We start from the raw sequence: 18,172 nt of genomic DNA on the forward strand, positions 1-18,172 counted from the left end.
TTTCCGTAGCTTCGAAGGCGTCGGCAGCACTGGCTCCGGCACCACCTTCTCGCTCACGGAGGCTCCGATGTCCGGGCTCGTCAACGCGCTGGTGATCGTGGCCGTCGTCGCCATAGTGATCGCACGGCAGTTCCGTGCCCACTCGATCGACACGGACCGCCGCTGGTGGCTGCTCCCCGTGGTCCTCGCCGTCGTCGCGCTGCGCGAGCCCGGCATCCTCGACGTCCACCACCGCGCGGAATCCGCCGTACTGCTCGCGGTCGAGATCCTCATCGGCCTGGCCACCGGTGTCGGCTGGGGCTGGACCACCCGCATCTGGACGGCGCCGGACGGCATCGTGTGGACCAAGAGCACCAAGGCGAGCGTCGCCGTCTGGGTCCTGGGCATAGCCCTGCGAGGCGGTGTCTTCGCCCTCGGCTCCACACTCGGCCTGCACCAGGACAGCTCCGCACTGATGCTCGGCCTCGCCGGCACCCTGCTGGTCCGGGGCGCAATCCTGGCCTGGCGGGCGCAGCCCTTGGGCACCGTGAGCAGTCCGGCCCCGGCGTACGGTGACGACAAGCGGTCGGCCTGGAAGGAGCGCGTGTGAGGGACAACGCCTGGACACGCTGGCCGTCACGGGAAGCGCTCGGCCACGCGGGAATCAGCCGTCCCCGGCGTCTGCTCGGCTGGGCCGTCCGACTGGTCCTGGTGGGCATGCTTCTGTGGGCCGCCTTCAGCCAGCGGCACGTCGGCGTCATGGGGGCGCTCGCGGCGGCGGCGGGAGTCGTCCTCGCCGGTCTCGTCTCCTGGGCCTTCTTCCGGACGACCTACGAGCACCGGCTCGTGCCCTCGCTCGCGCTCATGGGTGGGCTCCTGGGCATCGCGATCGCCGCCGAGGCGACAGGCTTCAAAGGCCCCGCCCTCCTGGTCTGGTGCGCCTCCGGCGTCGCCGCGCTGGAACGGCTGCCGCTCGGAGCCGCGGTCCCCATGACGTCGGTGGCGCTGGCCTCGTACTCCGCGTTCACCGACGACGTGTGGCTGACCACGGCCGCCACCGTGGCTGGCATGGCCCTCGCCGGATACGTCCTGCGGCTGGACGCGGAAGCCCGGGGCAGTGCGCAGCGGCTGCTCGCCCAGGAGCGCGCCGCCCGCGCGGCCGAGGCCCAGACCGCGGCGCTGGCCGAACGGGCCCGCATCGCTCGGGAGATCCACGACGTGCTGGCCCACAGCCTCTCGGCGCAGCTCGTGCACCTGGAGGCGGCTCGGTTGCTGATCGAGAACGACGCGGACCGCGAACGGATCCTGGAGCGGGTGGTGGCCGCCCGGGGGATGGCCCGCGACGGCCTCGCCGAGACCCGGCAGGCGCTGTCCGCACTGCGGGGCGAGCTGACCCCGCTGGAGGACTTCCTGACCGAACTCGTCACCACGGCCGACGGCGCCGAGGTCACCGTCACAGGTGAACGCAGGCCCCTGCCGGCAGAGGCGTCCCAGGCCGTGCGGCGGGTCGCGCAAGAGGCGCTGACGAACGTCCGCAAACACGCCCACGGCGCCAAGGTGGATGTGCGGCTCGACTACAGCGAGCACGAAGTGACGCTGCGCGTCCGCGATTCGGGTGGCCGGCCGGGCGAACTCGACGGATCCGGTGGCGGGTACGGTCTGCTGGGCATGCGGGAGCGCGCCGAACTGCTGGGCGGTTCGCTGGACGCGGGACCGGACGAGGAGGGGTTCGTGGTGACGCTGAAGGTGCCCGTATGACGAAGACGGAGGAGGAGAGCAGGCCCGCTCGAGTGGTGGTGGCCGACGACCAGACCGTCGTGCGGGAGGGCATCGTGATGCTGCTCGGGCTGTTGCCCGGAGTGGAGGTCGTGGGGGCCGCGGGAGACGGCGAGGAAGCGGTACGGCTGGTCGGGGAGGTCGCTCCGGACGTCGTCCTGATGGATCTGAGGATGCCCCGCTGCGACGGTGTGGAGGCCACGCGGCGGATCCGGGCACAGTACCCCGCGACCCAGGTCGTGGTGCTCACCACCTACGCGGACGACGAGTCGTTGTTCCCCGCGCTGCGGGCCGGGGCCCGGGGATACCTCACCAAGGACGCGGGCGGTGACGAGATCGTCCGTGCCGTGCACAGCGTGCTGTCGGGAGACGCGGGGCTGTCGCCCAGTGTCCAGCGCCGGTTGCTGGAACGGCTGTCGCAGCCTGAGCCGGAGCCCGTCCCGGCGGCCGGCGAGGCGCCCGACGGACTCACCGCACGGGAGACCGAGGTACTGGTGCTGATCGCCGACGGGCTCAGCAATCAGGAGATCGCTCGCAGACTGCATGTGTCGACCGCGACGGTGAAGACTCACATCAACAACCTCTTCGCCAAGACGGGTCTCAAGGACCGGGCGCAGGCCGTGCGTTACGCCTACAGCAAAGGGCTGGTGCGGCCGCCCACCGGGTGAGTCACCTGATGGGGTGAAGAGCGGGAGGAAGAAGAGTCAGGGATCTTCCCGTTCTGTCCATCCTTGGGCATGCAGTCAAGCAACGGTCGGTCCCGCGGAGCCGGGGACGGTCCCGAGAGTTCGGGCGGGGACCAGCAGGACCATGGCGCGCCTACCCGCGACGTGACGTACGACGATCCTTGGTACGACGCGCTGGCCGGCGGCTGGGGCGCACTGGACGGGACCGGCATGCCGGCGCCGACGGTGCCGCCCGCACGCGGCGAGCCCGGTGGGCCGGCGGTGCGCGCCCGCGATGTGTACCTGGAAGTGCAGCGCAGCCAGGCGTTCCAGGATGTGCGCGGCAGGTACCGACGGTTCGTGGTGCCGGGGACCGCCGCCTTCCTGGTCTGGTACGTGGGGTACGTGGTCGCCGCGACGACCGCGCCTGGACTCATGGCGCGGCCCGTGGCGGGGGCGGTGAACGTGGCGATGGTGGCGGGGCTCGGCCAGTTCCTCACGACGTTCCTGCTCACCTGGGCCTACGCCCGGCATGCGCGGCTTCGCCGGGACCGGGCCGCGCTGGAATTGCGCTGGGACACTCAGGAACTGGCGCGCGAAGCACGGAGGGGAACTAGGTGACGGGCGACCATCAGACGCTGGCGCTGCTGCTGTTCAGCGGGTTCGTGGCGGTCACTCTGGGGATCACGACCTGGGTGAGCCGCAGGCGGCGCGGTTCGGCGGAGGAGTTCTATGCCGGCGGGCGGCTGTTCAGCCCGATGGAAAATGGTTTTGCCATCGCGGGGGACTACATGTCGGCCGCCTCCTTCCTCGGAATCTCCGGCCTCATCGCGCTGTACGGGTACGACGGGCTGCTGTACGGCGTCGGCTTCTTCGTGGCGTGGCTGGTCGTGCTGTTCCTGGTCGCGGAACTGGTGCGCAACTGCGGACGGTTCACCCTGGCCGATGTGGTGGCCGCGCGGATGAGCGAGCGGCCGGTGCGGATCGCCGCGGGAACGTCCTCGGTCGTGGTGTCCGTTCTGTACCTGGTGGCGCAGATGGTCGGTGCGGGCAGCCTGGTGGCGCTGCTGCTCGGGCGGACCAGCGGTGCGGCCCGGGTATGGGCGGTCATCGGCGTCGGCGCGCTCATGGTGATCTATGTGTCGTTGGGAGGGATGCGGGCCACCACCTGGATCCAGATCGTGAAGGCGGTCCTGCTGCTCGGCGGGACGATCGTGCTGACCGTCCTCGTCCTGCTGCGTTTCCACGGCGACGTCGACCGGCTGCTGCTCACCGCCGCGGACCGCAGCGGCCATGGGAGGGCCTTCCTGGCGCCGGGACTGCGGTACGGCGGGGACTGGACGGCCCGGCTCGACTTCATCAGCCTGGGGCTCGCGCTGGTGCTGGGCACAGCCGGCCTGCCGCACATCCTGTCCCGCTTCTACACCGTGCCGACCGCGCGGGCCGCCCGTCGCTCCGTGGTGTGGTCCATCGGCCTGATCGGCAGCTTCTACCTGATGACGATCGTCCTCGGATTCGGTGCGGCGGCACTGGTGGGGCCACGGGCCGTGCGCGCCTCCAACGCGGCCGGGAACACCGCGGTGCCTCTCCTCGCCCTCAACGTGGGCGGCGGGGAGGGTTCCACGGGTGGCACCGTGCTGTTCGCGGTGGTCGCCGCGGTGGCCTTCGCCACCATCCTCGCGGTGGTCGCGGGCATCACGCTCGCCTCCTCCGCCTCGGTGGCCCATGATCTGTACGCGTCGTTGCGACGCCCCCGCGGCAGGGTTCCGCGCAGCGAGGTGGCGGTGGCACGATGGGCGGCGGTCGGGGTCGGCGTCGTGGCGATCGCACTCGGTCTGCTGGCCCGTGATCTCAACGTCGCCTTCCTCGTCGGCCTCGCCTTCGCGGTCGCCGCGTCGGCGAACCTGCCGGTCCTGCTCTACTCGCTCTTCTGGCGCGGCTTCACCACGCGGGGCGCGGTGTGGGCGGTGTACGGCGGGTTGCTTCCGGCGATCGGGCTCGTGCTGCTGTCCCCGGTGGTGTCCGGCAGCCCGGACTCGCTGTTCCCGGGAGTCGACTTCCAGTACTTCCCGCTGGAGAATCCCGGCGTCGTCTCCATCCCGCTGGGCTTCCTGGCCGGCTGGCTGGGCACGGTCACCTCGGACGAGGCAGCGGACGAGGCCAAGTACGCCGAGACGGAAGTGCGTTCGCTGACCGGGGCAGGGGCCGCGTAGGAGGACCGCAGGCCGCTACGGCGCCACCCAGGTGTACCGGTGTTCCGGGCGGCCGGTGTCGCCGTACTTCAGGGACAGGCTGAGGCGGCCCGCCTGTTCCAGGTGGCGAAGGTAGCGCTGGGCCGTGGAGCGGCTCAGGCCGGTCCGGGCGGCCACCTCGTGGGCCGAGAGCGGGTGGTCGGCGCGGTGCAGGACGCCGCAGATCAGGTCGGTCGTGGGCTCGGAGTGGCCGGTCGGCAGGCCGGGCGCGGACGGGGGAGCGGTGCGCAGGGCGCCGAAGATCCGGTCGATCTGTTCCTGTCCCGTCAGGCCTCGGCCGCCCACCCGGTCGACCGTGCGGCGCAGGGCGGCGTAGGAGTCCAGGCGGGTGCGCAGCGCCGCAAAGGTGAACGGTTTGACCAGGTAGTGCAGGGCGCCCAGGCGCATCGCCTGCTGGACCGTCGTCACGTCGCCGGCTGCTGTGATCATGATGACGTCGGTGCCGTGGCCCTGCTCCCGCATGCGGTGGACGAGTTCCAGGCCGGTGCGGTCCGGAAGGTAGTGGTCGAGCAGGACCAGGTCGATGGTCCCGCGTTCGACGGCGGCCAGGGCCTGGGCGGCACTGTGCGCGCGGGCGGTCACCCGGAACCCGGGAACCTTTCCCACGTATTTGGCGTTGATCTCGGCGACGCGGAAGTCGTCGTCGACTATCAGGACGTCAATCATCGGGCCTCTCCTTCAAGGCCGACGAGCGGCAAGCCCGTGTTTCGGCTCCGCAGTTGTAGCGCGAGCAAAACGAGCACAACAGGTTCTTGCGAGCAAAAGAACGGCTTGCGCCCACAAGACTCCTGCTGTGGCCGGGCCACACCTACCGTCCCGGCCCATGAGCGCACACACCAGTCCCGCCATTGAGCTGCGGGGCGCGAGCAAGACCTTCAGAGCCCCGTCCGGGGGACTGCACCCGGCCGTGCGTGGTCTGGACCTCACGGTCGAGCGTGGGGAGTTCGTGGCCGTCGTAGGCCCCACCGGGTGTGGCAAGTCCACCACCTTGACCCTGGTCAGCGGCCTGGAGGAGCCCACCGAGGGCGAGGTGCTGGTGGCCGGGGAGCCGGTCTGCGGAGTCGGCGACAAGGTCGGCTTCGTCTTCCAGCAGGACGCCACCTTCCCCTGGCGCACGGTCCTCTCGAACGTCATGGCGGGTCCGCGCTTCCGGGGCGTGCCCAAGGCGGAAGCCAAGGAGAAAGCCCGTGAGTGGCTGGCCCGGGTCGGTCTCGCCGCCTTCGAGGACCGCTATCCGCACCAGCTCTCCGGAGGTCAGCGCAAGCGTGTCGCCCTGGCGGCCACCTTCGTCAACGATCCCGGGATCCTTCTGATGGACGAGCCGTTCTCGGCGCTCGACGTGCAGACCCGGGCGCTGATGTCGGACGAGTTGCTGGAACTGTGGGAGGGCACCGGCGCCTCCGTCGTCTTCGTCACCCACGACCTGGAGGAGTCCATCGCGCTGGCCGACAGAGTCGTCGTGATGACCGCCGGACCCGCGACCGTGAAACAGGTCTTCGACATCGACCTGCCCCGCCCGCGGAAGGTCGAGTCGGTGCGCCTGCAGTCCCGGTTCATCGAGATCTACCGCGAGATCTGGGAGTCCCTCGGCGAAGAGGTCCGCATCACCCGCGAGCGAGGTGCCGCCCATGTCGCCTGAGGTTCTCAGCACCCCGGTCGTCGGCACCGCCAAGACGCCCGGTCGCGCGCAGACCCGCGCCCGGGCCGCGCGCCGGCGCAGGCTCCTCGTCAATGCCGCGCGCGTGGTGCTCCTGGGTGCCGTCCTCGGACTGTGGGAGGCGCTGTCCCGCGCCGAGATCATCGATCCGTTCAACTTCTCGATGCCCTCTAAGGTCTGGGACCAGATCTACACCTGGGTGGCCCACGGGACAGCGCTCGGCTCCCTGGGGGAGCAGATCTGGTACACGTTGTACGAGGCGCTGCTCGGCTGGGGGCTGGGGGTGGTTGCCGGTGTACTCCTCGGCATTGCGTTCGGGCGGATCAGATTGCTCGCCGAGGTCCTTGGTCCGTACATCAAGGTGCTCAACTCGATCCCCAGGATCGTCCTGGCGCCCATCTTCCTGATCTGGTTCGGCCTCGGACCGTCGTCCAAAGTGGCCTCCGCCGTGGTGCTCGTCTTCTTCCCGGTGTTCTTCAACGCCTTCCAGGGTGCCCGTGAAGTGGACCGCAACCTCGTGGCCAACGCCCGCATCCTGGGCGCGAGCGACCGCCGGGTGACCCTCCAGGTGGTCATCCCGTCGGCCACCTCCTGGATCTTCACCAGCCTTCACGTCAGCTTCGGCTTCGCGCTCATCGGCGCCATCGTCGGCGAGTACATCGGCGCGACCAAGGGCATCGGACTGCTCGTCGCGCAGTCGCAGAACACCTTCAACGCGGCCGGCGTGTACGCCGCGATGGTCATCCTCGCCGTCGTCGCCCTCGTCGCGGAGGGCCTGCTGACCTTCGCCGAGCGCCGCATCTTCCGCTGGAAGCCGGCCGGCTCGGACAGCTGAACCGGTCCCCCTCTTCGCACCGCCTTCCCACAAGGACGTGAACCGCATGCGCAAGTCCGCCAGATACGTCTCCCTGGCCGCCGCCGGACTGCTCGCCCTCTCCTCGCTCACCGCCTGCGCCAACGACGCGGCGAGCTCCACCGCCGATACCGGTGGAGGCGGCGGCAAGGGCGAGACCGTCAAGATCATGGTCGGTGGCCTGGACAAGGTCATCTACCTGCCCGCGATGCTCACCCAGCGCCTCGGTCACTTCTCGGCCGAGGGCCTGAACGTCCAGCTCCTCAGCGAACCCGCCGGCGTCCAGGCCGAGACCGCGCTCGTCTCCGGCCAGGTGCAGGGAGCGGTCGGGTTCTACGACCACACGCTCGACCTTCAGGTGAAGGGCAAGGCGGTGGAGTCGGTCGTGCAGTTCTCGCACGCGCCCGGCGAGGTGGAGATCGTGTCGGACAAGGCGGCCGGCGACCTCACCTCGCCCAAGGACTTCAAGGGCCGCAAACTGGGCGTGACCGGGCTCGGCTCCTCGACCGACTTCCTCACCAAGTACCTCGCGGTCAAGAACGGCGTGCGGGTCAGCGACTTCACGCCGGTCGCGGTGGGGGCCGGCCCGACGTTCATCGCGGCGCTCCAGAAGGGCGCGATCGACGGCGGCATGACCACCGACCCGACCGTCGCGACACTCCTGGACAAGAAGGCCGGGAAGATCCTCATCGACATGCGCACCCCCGAGGGCTCGCAGGAAGCGCTCGGCGGGCCGTACCCGTCGTCAAGTCTGTACATGCAGACGGACTGGGTGAACGGACACAAGGACACCGTCCAGAAGTTGGTCAACGCATTCGTCAAGACGCTCAAGTGGATGTCCACGCATAGTGCCGACGAGATCGCCGCCAAGATGCCCGCCGACTTCTCCCAGGGGAACAAGACCCTGTACGCCCAGGCCATCAAGAACACCCTTCCGATGTTCACCGACGACGGTGTGATGCCACAGCGCGGCCCCGAGACCGTGGAGAAGGTGCTCAAGGCGTTCAACCCCAACATCAAGAACGCGAAGGTCGACTTGAGCAGGACCTACACGACGGAGTTCGTCATGGCGGTCAAGTGACCGCCGGCTGACCACCGCATGAACCCGCTCAGGCGCGGGTCGCCCACACGTAGCGGTGTTCCGGGCGGCCCGCGTCGCCGTACTTGAGGGTCAGCCGGGCCCGGCCGGTGCGCTCCAGGAGCTTCAGGTACCGCTGCGCGGTCTGCCGGCTCACCCCCGTCCGCTCGGCGATCTCCTGGGCGGACAACGGGCGTTCGGCGTTCAGCAGCGCCTGGCGCACCAGCTCGGCCGTCGTGGGGGAGTGCCCCTTGGGCAGCCCGGGCTCCGAAGGAGCGGACAGGGCGCCGAAGATACGGTCCACCTGCGCCTGCTCGGCCTCGCCCCGCCGTCCAGGGTGCGCCGCAGCTCGGCGTACGCCTCCAGCTTGGCCCGCAGACCGGCGAAGGCGAACGGCTTCACCAGGTACTGCAACGCCCCCTGCCGCATGGCGGCCTGCACCGTCGACACGTCCCGCGCCGCCGTCACCATGATCACGTCGGTCTGGTGGCCGCGGCGGCGCATCTCCTGGACGACCGCGAGACCGGTGTCGTCGGGCAGGTAGTGGTCCAGCAGGACGAGATCGAGCTGTGGCAGGGTCTCCACCTGGCGCAGCGCGTCAGCGGCGTTGTGCGCCTCGCCGGCCACATGGAAGCCCGGCACCTTCTCCACGTAGGCGGCGTTCACCCGGGCCACCCGGGTGTCGTCGTCCACGACCAGCACCTCGATCATCACGCCTCCTCCTCGGCGGTGACGGAGACGTTCGCCGTCCGCGCGCCGGGCTCCGCGGACCCGGTGAGCGCCGGCTCCGGTGCCGGCTCGGTCAGCGCCTCGGGCAGGACCACGGTGAACTCCGCACCACCGCCGGCCGCCGTGCCCACGGCCGCGCTCCCACCCTGCCGTTCGGCGAGCCGGCGCACCAGGGAGAGCCCGATGCCCCGCTTGCCGTGCGCGGGAGGCTTCTTGGTGGACCAGCCCTCCGTGAAGATCAACGCGCGTTGACCCTCCGGGACACCGGGACCTGTGTCGCGCACCCGGAGGACGACGGTACGGCCCTCGGCGCGCAACTCGGTCTCCACACGCGCGTGCGGCGTGCCCGCGACCGCGTCGAGGGCGTTGTCCACGAGGTTGCCCACGATGGTGACCAGCCCACGCGGATCGATCAGCCGGTCCGGGAGCCGGGTGCGTTCCGACACCCACAGGGCGACCCCGCGCTCGGCCGCCACGGTCGCCTTGCCGACCAGCAGCGCGGCCAGCAGCGGGTCCTGGATCTTCTCCGTGACCTGCTCGGCGGTGGCCCGGTGGTCCCCGACCACCTCACCGACGAACTCCACGGCGTCGTCGTACATCTCCAGCTCCAGCAACCCCAACAGGGTGTGCATGCGGTTGGCGTGCTCGTGGTCCTGGGCGCGCAGGGCGTCGATCAGCCCGCGGGTGGAGTCGAGCTCGCGCCCCAGCTGTTCCAGTTCGGTGCGGTCGCGCAGGGTGGCCACGGCGCCGCCGTCGTCGGTGGGCATGCGGTTGGCGACCAGGACGCGCTGGCCGCGCACGGTGAGCAGATCGGTGCCGGTGACCCGGCCGGCCAGCACGTCCGTCGTACGGCTGGCGCCGAGCGCCTCGTCCGGGGTCCGCCCGACGGCCTCGTCCCCGATGCCCAGCAGCCGCCGTGCCTCGTCGTTGAGCAGGCGGACGCGCCCGCTCCGGTCCAGCGCGACCACGCCCTCCCGGATGCCGTGCAGCATCGCCTCGCGCTCCGCGAGCAGCGCCGAGATGTCCGAGAAGGCCAGGTCCCTGGTCTGCCGCTGAACCCGGCGCGAGATCAGCCAGGCGGCCAGCGCGCCCACCGCGAGGGCACCGCCGGCGTATGCGAACAGCCCCGGGATCGCGCTGATCAGCCGCGCCCGCACACTGTCGTAGGCGATGCCGACCGAGACCGCGCCGACGATGCGGTGGCCGGCGTCGTACAGCGGCACCTTGCCGCGGGCCGAGCGCCCCAGGGTGCCCTTGTCGATCTCCATGACCTCCTCACCGCCCAGGGCGTCGGAGGGGTTGGTGGAGACGATCCGGCCGATCTGCGAGGGCGTGGGGTGCGACCAGCGCACCCAGTGCCGGTCGAGCACCACGATGTACTCGGCGTGCGTGGCCTTCCGGATTCGCTCGGCCTCCTGCTGGACGGGGCCGTCGCTGGTCGGCGCCGTGTTCAGGACGCCCTCGGAGATCTGCGGGTCCTGTGCCGTGGTCTCGGCGATGGCCAGTGCGCGGCGCATCGCCTCCTGGTCCAGCTGCTTGCTCAGCGGTGCCAGGAAGAGCCCGGTCGCGAGCACCGCCACGCCCGCGGCGATCGCCACCTGCATCAGCAGCACCTGGGAGAACATCCGCCGGGGCAGACCGAGGCGCAGACGAGGTGCGGGTGGAGTGGGGCTCATACCCACGACGGTACGGGGGGTGGCCGTGGGCACCCCACAGGATGTGGCGTGGATCGCTTGATCCATCGCGTGACTCGGCGATCAACCATTGACGAATGCCGTCGGGACGGACAAGGAGAGCGTCGACCGCTGACCTGTTGACCGGTCACGTTGACCGGTCACGGCAGCGATCATGGGCGGCGGTCACACCGGCCGCCGCCTAGCTCGCCAGCGCCGTCGGCCTCAGTTCACGCACCTCGATCACGTCCATCCGCGCGGGCGCACCCAGCACGGCCGCGCCACAGCTCTCCGGGCGGGGCGGCAGCGACGCCGCCTGCGCCACGGTGACCCGCCACCGGCGGCCGTCGGTGTGGGTGACGGTGACATGCCGGCGCGCGGCCGTGCCCTCGGTCCGTACGACGCTCAGCACGCCCGCCCGGTACTCGCCCGCGGCCGACCGCACGGCCAGCTCCGCCGCCTGGCCCGGCCGTTCCCACGCGGAACACCCCCGGCACCCCTCGACCACCACACGCCCCTCCTGGACGCCGTGCAGGGCCTCCTTGACGGTGTGTGCCTCGGCGCGGCCGTAGGCGTAGCCGTACGGCAGGACGAGCACCGTGGGCGCGAACCGATGTCCACCCAGATGGGTGACCTCCCAGACACCACGCACCCCCGACGCGACCAGCTCCGTGGCGAGGGGGCGGCCCAGGAGGGCGCAGCAGCGGTCGCGCTTGCCGTTGGTGCACACGAGCGCCAGCGGGTCACCCCGGTGGGGCCGTCCGCCGAGCGCCGCGCCGAAGGAACGGTGGTCACCTGCCCCGAGGGCGGCGAAGTCGAGGCCGAGCAGCCGCTGCGGATCCCTGGTGGTGGCGCTGTGCAGCCACACGCGCCCGGGAACGGTGTGCGCGGCGTACACCTGCCGGACCGGGGGCGTGCCGGGGTCGGCATGGCGTCCGGGGCGCCGGATGAGCGCGATGCGGACGCCGGTCCCCTCGGCCGCGGCTTCCAGCGCCCGGCCCAGCGTGGGGTCCAGGTGGCTGGAGGCGAGCGCCTTGGCACCCCACGGGCCGGGCTGTTCCAGCAGCAGCCACGTCGTCGCCGTGGCAGCCGTACCGGACACCGGCTCGTCGAGGCTCCGGGAGACGGTCGCACACCTACTCACAGAGGTGAGCCTAACCTGACTCTCCGCGCGGGGACTTCCGGCCCGGGTGTGTCCTACTCCGGGAGGGGCTGCGGCGGGCGCGGACCGACATAGTGGCCGCTGGGCCGCATGCGCAGCGGACGCTCGCCGTACTCCTCCAGGGCGTGGGCGATCCAGCCCGCCGTCCGAGCGACGGCGAAGATCGTCTCGCCTGCCGTGGACGGCATGCCGCAGGACGCGGTGAACACCGCAAGCGCCAGGTCCACGTTGGCGTACAGCGGGGTGTGCCGGGCGGTCGTGGCGACGACGTCCCGGGCCGCGAGCAGCGCGGACTCCGCGCGCGGGACCTGCTCCAGCAGGCCGAACAGCGCACGCGCGCGGGGGTCCTCGCCCGTGTACAGCCGGTGGCCGAGGCCGGGTACACGGCGGCCGGCGCGCAGTTCCTCGGCGATCACCGGAACCGCCGTGCCCTGGTCGAGCACGTCCAGGAGCATCCGGTGGGCCAGGCCGCTGGCCGCGCCGTGCAGCGGGCCCTCCAGTACGCCGAGGCCGGCCGAGACGGCCGCGTAGGCGTGCGCCCGGGCCGATGCGGCGACCCGGACCGCGAGCGTGGACGCCGCCAGGTCGTGGTCGGCGAGCAGGGCCAGTGCGGTGTCCAGCACGCGCAGGGACGCCTCGTCGGCCGGGCGGCCGGTCAGCCGGCCCCACAGGCGGTGGGCGAGCGGCCCGTCGTCCTTGTGGTCGTGCCGGGCCGGCGGCAGCGCGGCGACGAGGGTGGGGATGAGGATGCGCGCGGTGTTCAGCACGGCCTCCTCGGACAGGTCGAAGCGCAGCGGATCCTCGGCCGCCGCGGCGACCGCCGCCACCCGCAGCCGGTCGACGGGTGAGGCGTGTTCGGACAGGGCGTCCACCGCCCGGCGGGCGACCTTGACGGTGTCGTCGGGCGCCGTGAACGTCACCCCCGGCGTCAGCAGGCCGGTCCACAGCCACTCCGCGACCTCCTCGTAGGAGCGCCGGGTGGCCAGTTCGACCGCGTCCACGCCCCGGAAGAAGTACCGGTCCCGCTCGATGAGCGTGATCCGGGTGCGGACGGACAGGTCACCGCCGGAGCCCGGACTCCCGGCCGCCTCACGCCGGTTGCGGCGGGCGAGGGCCTCCACCTCCTTGGCCTCGAAGGTGCTGGCCCGGCCGCCGGGTTCGCGTCTGCTGCTGAGCAGGCCGCGGCTCACGTACGCGTAGACCGTCTCGGACTTCACGCCGAGCAGTTCGGCGGTCTCCTTGGTGGTCAGCCGGCGCCCGGGATGGTGGGGAGCGGTGTCGTGATCGCGCATGGGGGTCACCGTAGTCGCCTCTGCACACCTTGATTGCGATGCATTGATTCAATCAATATTGACAGAATCGGAGTCAAGCATGGACAGTCGGATCAAGTTCAGGGAGGAACCATGACCATCAACAGCGTCACCACCCCGCTCATCGACGCCCCACGCGGTCTCGCGGGCGTCGTCGTCGCCGAGACCGAGGTCGGTGACGTCCGGGGCGGGGAGGGCTTCTACCACTACCGGCAGTACTCGGCCGTCGACCTCGCGCGCAGCCGGAGCTTCGAGGACGTCTGGCATCTCCTGGTCCACGGCACGCTCCCCGAAGCGCGGCGCGGCGCGGCCTTCACCGCCGAGACGGCCGCCCTGCGGCGTCTGCCCGAGGACGTCCGCGCGGCCCTGCCCGCGATCGCCGCCGCCGGCCGTCTGTCCGGACCGCTGTCCGGACTGCGCACGGCACTGTCCCTGCTGGGCGCCGCCCGGGGACTCCGGCCCGTGTACGACATCGACGCCGACCGGCGGCGCGCCGACACCGTCGCCGTCTGCGCGGCCGTACCCACCCTGCTCACCGCGCTGTACCGGCTCGGCCGGGGGCTCGACCCGGTCGAGCCGCGTGCGGATCTGTCGTACGCGGCCAACTACCTGTACATGCTGACGGGTTCGGAACCGGATCCGCGCCGGGCCCGCGCGGTCGAGCAATACCTGATCTCAACCATTGACCACGGATTCAACGCGTCAACCTTCACCGCACGCGTCATCGCCTCCACGGGTGCCGATATCGCGGCCTGTCTGACGGGTGCCGTCGGCGCCCTGTCCGGGCCGCTGCACGGAGGCGCGCCCAGCCGCGCCCTGGACACGCTGGACGCGATCGGCACGCCCGACCGGATCGACCCCTGGATCCGTGAGCGGGTCCTCGCCGGCGACCGGATCATGGGCTTCGGGCATGCCGTCTACCGCACGCAGGACCCTCGCTCACGGATGCTGCGGGAGACCGCCCTCGGCTTCGGCGGCCCGCGGGTGGACTTCGCGGTGGAGGTCGAGCGCCGGGTGGAGGCGATCCTCGCCGAGCTGAAGCCCGGCCGCGAGCTCCACACGAACGTCGAGTTCTACGCCGGTGTGGTCATGGAACTGTGCGGACTGCCCCGGGAGATGTTCACCCCCACCTTCGCGGCGGCACGGGTGGTGGGCTGGAGTGCCAATGTCCTGGAGCAGGCGGCCGACTCCAAGATCATCCGTCCGGTGGCGCGCTATGTGGGACCCCGGCCGCCGGTCGCGGTGCCCGTCGCCGGCTGACGCATCCGCGTCGAGGACCCTTTTATCCTGGTCCGCAGCCGGTGCACAGGAGAGAGAGGTCACCCCTTGGGGAACAGCGTGGCGAACAGCCAGGACAGCAGCCGTGGTCCGCAGCAGATCCCGGTCGTCGTGCTCGCCGGTTTCCTGGGCTCCGGCAAGACCACGCTCCTCAACCATCTGCTGCACCGCAGCGGGGGCAGTCGGATCGGGGCCGTCGTCAACGACTTCGGTGCCATCGAGATCGACGCGATGGCCGTCGCGGGCGCCCTCGGCGACTCGACCGTCTCGCTCGGCAACGGCTGCCTGTGCTGTGCCGTCGACGCCGGCGAACTGGACCTCTACCTGGACCGGCTCGCGGCGCCCGCCACCGGCATCGATGTGATCGTCATCGAGGCCAGCGGGCTGGCCGAGCCACAGGAACTCGTACGCATGGTGCTGGCCAGCGAGCATCCGGGGATCGTCTACGGCGGCCTCGTCGAGGTCGTCGACGCCGCCGAGCTCGACGACACGCGCGCGAAGCACCCCGAGATCGACCGGCACCTCGCCCTCGCCGACCTGGTCGTCGTCAACAAGCTCGACCGTGCCGCCGACGCCGACCGGATCCTGGGGCTCGTCCGTTCGCTCACCGACCGCGCGGCGGTCGTCCCCGCCACCTACGGGCGTATCGACCCCGAGTTCCTCTTCGACTGCCGGCCGAGCGAGGAGCGCATCGGGCAGCTGTCCTTCGACGACCTGCACGCGCACACCGAGGACGACGAGGAACACGCCGGACACCTGCACAGCGGCTACGACAGCCTGTCCTTCACCTCCGATGTCGCCCTGGAGCCCCGCCGGCTCATGGAGTTCCTGGACAGCCGGCCCGAGGGGCTGTACCGGATCAAGGGGTACGTCGACTTCGGGCCGTACGACCCCGTCAACCGCTACGCCGTGCACGCCGTCGGCCGGTTCCTGCGCTTCTACCCGGAGCCCTGGGCGGCCGGCGAGGCCCGTCTCACCCAGCTCGTGCTGATCGGCTCCGGCATCGACACGGACGCCCTCGGCAAGGAACTGGAGGCGTGCAAGAACGACGCCCCACACGCCGACGAGCACGGCATGTGGGGCGTCCTGCGCTACGTGCAGGGGCCGGCCGAGGCCGGCCTGGAGGATCCGCCCGCCTAGAGCACCGGCCCCGCCACCACCGCGACCGTCTTCGGCAGCGACGTGCCCGAGCCGTCCCGGCGCGGGTCCGGTTCCGGCAGCTCCACCGGAGTGCCGTTCTTCTGGGCCGCGCGCGCGGGAACCTGGCCCGCCCAGGCCAGCGACAGGCAGTCCTCGCCCTTCAGGAACCGCTGGCAGCGCACGCCGCCGGTGGCCCGGCCCTTGCGCGGGTACTGGTCGAACGGCGTCAGCTTGGCCGTCGTCTGCACCGAGTCGTCCAGCGTGCCGCGCGAACCCGCCACCGTGAACACCACCGCGTCGGCGGCCGGGTCGACCGCCGTGAAGCAGATCACCTTCGCGCCGTCGGTCACCTTGATGCCCGCCATGCCGCCCGCCGGGCGGCCCTGCGGGCGGACGATGGAGGACTGGAAGCGCAGCAGTTGCGCGTCGTCCGTGATGAACACCAGGTCCTCCTCGCCGGTGCGCAGCTCCACCGCGCCGACGATCCGGTCGCCCTCCTTGAGCGTGATGACCTCCAACTCGTCCTTGTTGGACGGATAGTCGGGCACCACACGCTTGACGACGCCCTGCTCGGTGCCGATCGCCAGACCCGGGGACGACTCGTCCAGCGTGGTCAGGCAGACCACCGTCTCGTCGTCCTCCAGGGAGAGGAACTCCGCCAGCGGGGCCCCTCCGGAGAGGTTCGGCGCACCCGTCGGCTCGGGCAGCTGTGGCAGGTCGACCACGTTGATGCGCAGCAGGCGGCCGGCCGAGGTGACTGCGCCGATCACGCCGCGCGCGGTCGCCGGCACCGCCGAGAGGATCACGTCGTGCTTGACGCGCTTGGCGCCCGCCGCCGCCGGGAACGGCTCGTCGGTCGCCGTACGGGCCAGCAGCCCCGTCGAGGACAGCAGCACCCGGCACGGGTCGTCGGCCACCTGGAGCGGCACGGCGGCCACCGGGGTACCCGCGGACTCCAGCAGGACCGTGCGACGGTCGGTGCCGAACTTCTTCGACACGGCGGCCAGTTCGGCCGAGACCAGCTTGCGCAGCTCCGCGTCCGACTCCAGGATCCGGGTCAGCTCCTGGATCTCCGCGGTGAGCTTGTCCTTCTCCGTCTCCAGCTCGATCCGGTCGTACTTGGTGAGCCGGCGCAGCGGTGTGTCGAGGATGTACTGGGTCTGCACCTCGCTCAGCGAGAAGCGCTCCATCAGGCGTTCCTTGGCCTGGGCGGAGTTCTCGCTGGAGCGGATGATCCGGATGACCTCGTCGATGTCGACCAGCGCGGTCAGCAGGCCCTCGACCAGGTGCAGCCGGTCGCGCTTCTTGCCGCGGCGGAACTCGCTGCGGCGCCGGACCACGTCGAAGCGGTGGTCCAGGTAGACCTCCAGCAGCTCCTTCAGGCCCAGGGTGAGCGGCTGGCCGTCGACCAGGGCGACGTTGTTGATGCCGAAGGACTCCTCCATCGGGGTCAGCTTGTACAGCTGCTCCAGGACCGCCTCCGGCACGAAGCCGTTCTTGATCTCGATGACCAGGCGCAGGCCGTGCTCGCGGTCGGTGAGGTCCTTGACGTCGGCGATGCCCTGGATCTTCTTGGCGTTGACCAGGTCCTTGATCTTCGCGATGACCTTCTCGGGGCCGACCGCGAACGGCAGTTCCGTGACCACCAGGCCCTTGCGGCGGGCGGTGACGGTCTCGACCGTGACCGTCGCGCGCATCTTGAAGGTGCCGCGGCCGGTCGCGTACGCGTCCCGGATGCCGTCCAGGCCGACGACCCGGCCGCCGGTGGGCAGGTCCGGGCCCGGGACGTGCTTCATCAGCGCGTCCAGGTCGGCGTTCGGGTTCCGGATCAGGTGGCGGGCCGCGGCGATGACCTCGCGCAGGTTGTGCGGCGGCATGTTCGTCGCCATACCGACCGCGATGCCGGAGGAGCCGTTGACCAGCAGGTTCGGGAAGGCGGCGGGCAGCGCGACCGGCTCCTGCTCCTGGCCGTCGTAGTTCGGCGCGAAGTCGACCGTGTCCTCGTCGATCGACTCGGTCATCAGGCTCGCCGCCTCGGCCATCCGGCACTCGGTGTACCGCATGGCGGCCGGCGGGTCGTCGTTGCCGAGCGAGCCGAAGTTGCCGTGCCCGTCGACCAGCGGCACGCGCATGGAGAACGGCTGCGCCATGCGAACCAGGGCGTCGTAGATCGACGCGTCGCCGTGCGGGTGCAGCTTGCCCATCACCTCGCCGACCACACGCGCGCACTTCACGTACGAGCGTTCGGGGCGCAGGCCCATCTCGCTCATCTGGTACACGATCCGGCGGTGCACGGGCTTGAGGCCGTCACGGGCGTCCGGCAGGGCGCGCGAGTAGATGACCGAGTACGCGTACTCGAGGTAGGAGCCACGCATCTCGTCCACGACGTCGATGTCGAGGATCCTCTCCTCGAACGAATCGTCGGGCGGCGGGGTCTTCGTGCTGCGGCGGGCCATCGCTGCCGGCTCCTCCTGATCTGGTCGCGCGCCGAGGGGGCGCGCACCCCCCGGCTCGCTCTTGCTGAAGCGAATGACGGATCTGTCGCGGACCATTGTGGACCGCGGCACTGACAACCCGGGCCACGACCCGGTCTCCACGGGCCCGCCCCGCGCCCGGGGGC

At 71.1% G+C, this 18,172-nt stretch carries 15 protein-coding genes and 1 pseudogene; 10 read left to right on the forward strand and 6 right to left on the reverse strand.

What is annotated here, in order from left to right:
• The first annotated feature begins 67 nt into the window (after positions 1-67).
• The 5 genes from ACIGYR_RS35025 to ACIGYR_RS35045 all read left to right on the forward strand — a co-directional run bounded on the left by ACIGYR_RS35025 (position 68) and on the right by ACIGYR_RS35045 (position 4,633).
• Positions 68-589, forward strand: a complete 522-nt coding sequence (locus ACIGYR_RS35025; protein WP_399607743.1) for a DUF1453 domain-containing protein — start codon at positions 68-70, stop codon at positions 587-589.
• The gene (locus ACIGYR_RS35030) at positions 586-1,737 is read left to right on the forward strand and encodes a sensor histidine kinase (RefSeq protein ID WP_399607746.1); all 1,152 of its coding nucleotides are present in this window, start codon (positions 586-588) and stop codon (positions 1,735-1,737) included. The genes ACIGYR_RS35025 and ACIGYR_RS35030 overlap by 4 nt, the downstream gene beginning before the upstream one ends.
• Positions 1,734-2,423, forward strand: a complete 690-nt coding sequence (locus tag ACIGYR_RS35035; protein ID WP_399607749.1) for a response regulator — start codon at positions 1,734-1,736, stop codon at positions 2,421-2,423. Before ACIGYR_RS35030 ends, ACIGYR_RS35035 begins: the two co-directional genes overlap by 4 nt.
• A gap of 69 nt (positions 2,424-2,492) precedes the next feature.
• Positions 2,493-3,041, forward strand: a complete 549-nt coding sequence (locus ACIGYR_RS35040; protein WP_400014391.1) for a DUF485 domain-containing protein — start codon at positions 2,493-2,495, stop codon at positions 3,039-3,041.
• A complete protein-coding gene (locus ACIGYR_RS35045; protein WP_399607754.1) occupies positions 3,038-4,633 on the forward strand; it encodes a cation acetate symporter in 1,596 nt (531 codons plus the stop codon). Before ACIGYR_RS35040 ends, ACIGYR_RS35045 begins: the two co-directional genes overlap by 4 nt.
• A gap of 15 nt (positions 4,634-4,648) precedes the next feature.
• Here the strand turns inward: ACIGYR_RS35045 and ACIGYR_RS35050 are convergent, their stop codons facing one another.
• Complete coding sequence (locus tag ACIGYR_RS35050) at positions 4,649-5,338, reverse strand: response regulator (protein WP_391847484.1); 690 nt, start codon at positions 5,336-5,338, stop codon at positions 4,649-4,651.
• A 157-nt stretch (positions 5,339-5,495) separates the two neighbouring features.
• On the opposite strand from ACIGYR_RS35050, the gene ACIGYR_RS35055 reads away from it, so the two are divergent.
• Genes ACIGYR_RS35055 through ACIGYR_RS35065 form a run of 3 tightly spaced genes read left to right on the forward strand, consistent with a single transcriptional unit; the run spans position 5,496 to position 8,263 of the window.
• Complete coding sequence (locus tag ACIGYR_RS35055; protein WP_399607757.1) at positions 5,496-6,311, forward strand: ABC transporter ATP-binding protein; 816 nt, start codon at positions 5,496-5,498, stop codon at positions 6,309-6,311.
• Complete coding sequence (locus ACIGYR_RS35060; protein WP_399607760.1) at positions 6,301-7,164, forward strand: ABC transporter permease; 864 nt, start codon at positions 6,301-6,303, stop codon at positions 7,162-7,164. The genes ACIGYR_RS35055 and ACIGYR_RS35060 overlap by 11 nt, the downstream gene beginning before the upstream one ends.
• A 46-nt stretch (positions 7,165-7,210) precedes the next feature.
• Positions 7,211-8,263, forward strand: a complete 1,053-nt coding sequence (locus ACIGYR_RS35065; RefSeq protein WP_399607763.1) for an ABC transporter substrate-binding protein — start codon at positions 7,211-7,213, stop codon at positions 8,261-8,263.
• A 28-nt stretch (positions 8,264-8,291) separates the two neighbouring features.
• Here ACIGYR_RS35065 and ACIGYR_RS35070 read toward each other — a convergent pair.
• From ACIGYR_RS35070 to ACIGYR_RS35085, 4 genes and pseudogenes are all read right to left on the reverse strand, one after another.
• Positions 8,292-8,971 (reverse strand): annotated as a pseudogene (locus tag ACIGYR_RS35070) (response regulator).
• The gene (locus ACIGYR_RS35075) at positions 8,971-10,665 is read right to left on the reverse strand and encodes an ATP-binding protein (protein WP_399607765.1); all 1,695 of its coding nucleotides are present in this window, start codon (positions 10,663-10,665) and stop codon (positions 8,971-8,973) included. Before ACIGYR_RS35075 ends, ACIGYR_RS35070 begins: the two are co-directional and overlap by 1 nt.
• A 199-nt stretch (positions 10,666-10,864) precedes the next feature.
• The gene (locus ACIGYR_RS35080) at positions 10,865-11,806 is read right to left on the reverse strand and encodes a sucrase ferredoxin (protein WP_399607768.1); all 942 of its coding nucleotides are present in this window, start codon (positions 11,804-11,806) and stop codon (positions 10,865-10,867) included.
• Between the two features lie 53 nt (positions 11,807-11,859).
• Positions 11,860-13,116, reverse strand: coding sequence for a citrate synthase (locus tag ACIGYR_RS35085; RefSeq protein ID WP_399607771.1), 1,257 nt, complete (start codon positions 13,114-13,116; stop codon positions 11,860-11,862).
• A 111-nt stretch (positions 13,117-13,227) separates the two neighbouring features.
• On the opposite strand from ACIGYR_RS35085, the gene ACIGYR_RS35090 reads away from it, so the two are divergent.
• Both ACIGYR_RS35090 and ACIGYR_RS35095 read left to right on the forward strand, forming a co-directional pair.
• On the forward strand, positions 13,228-14,394 hold the full coding sequence (locus ACIGYR_RS35090) for a citrate synthase/methylcitrate synthase (RefSeq protein WP_399607773.1): 1,167 nt from the start codon (positions 13,228-13,230) through the stop codon (positions 14,392-14,394).
• A gap of 78 nt (positions 14,395-14,472) precedes the next feature.
• A complete protein-coding gene (locus tag ACIGYR_RS35095) occupies positions 14,473-15,552 on the forward strand; it encodes a CobW family GTP-binding protein (protein WP_399607775.1) in 1,080 nt (359 codons plus the stop codon).
• Here the strand turns inward: ACIGYR_RS35095 and ACIGYR_RS35100 are convergent.
• Entirely contained in the window at positions 15,549-18,008 is a 2,460-nt protein-coding gene (locus ACIGYR_RS35100) for a DNA topoisomerase (ATP-hydrolyzing) subunit A (protein WP_391847494.1), read from the reverse strand. The two genes, ACIGYR_RS35095 and ACIGYR_RS35100, sit on opposite strands and share 4 nt — an antisense overlap.
• Positions 18,009-18,172: the final 164 nt, after the last annotated feature.

Origin of the sequence: Streptomyces sp. NPDC053076, from assembly GCF_044546845.1 — a bacterium.
Classification (GTDB): domain Bacteria; phylum Actinomycetota; class Actinomycetes; order Streptomycetales; family Streptomycetaceae; genus Streptomyces.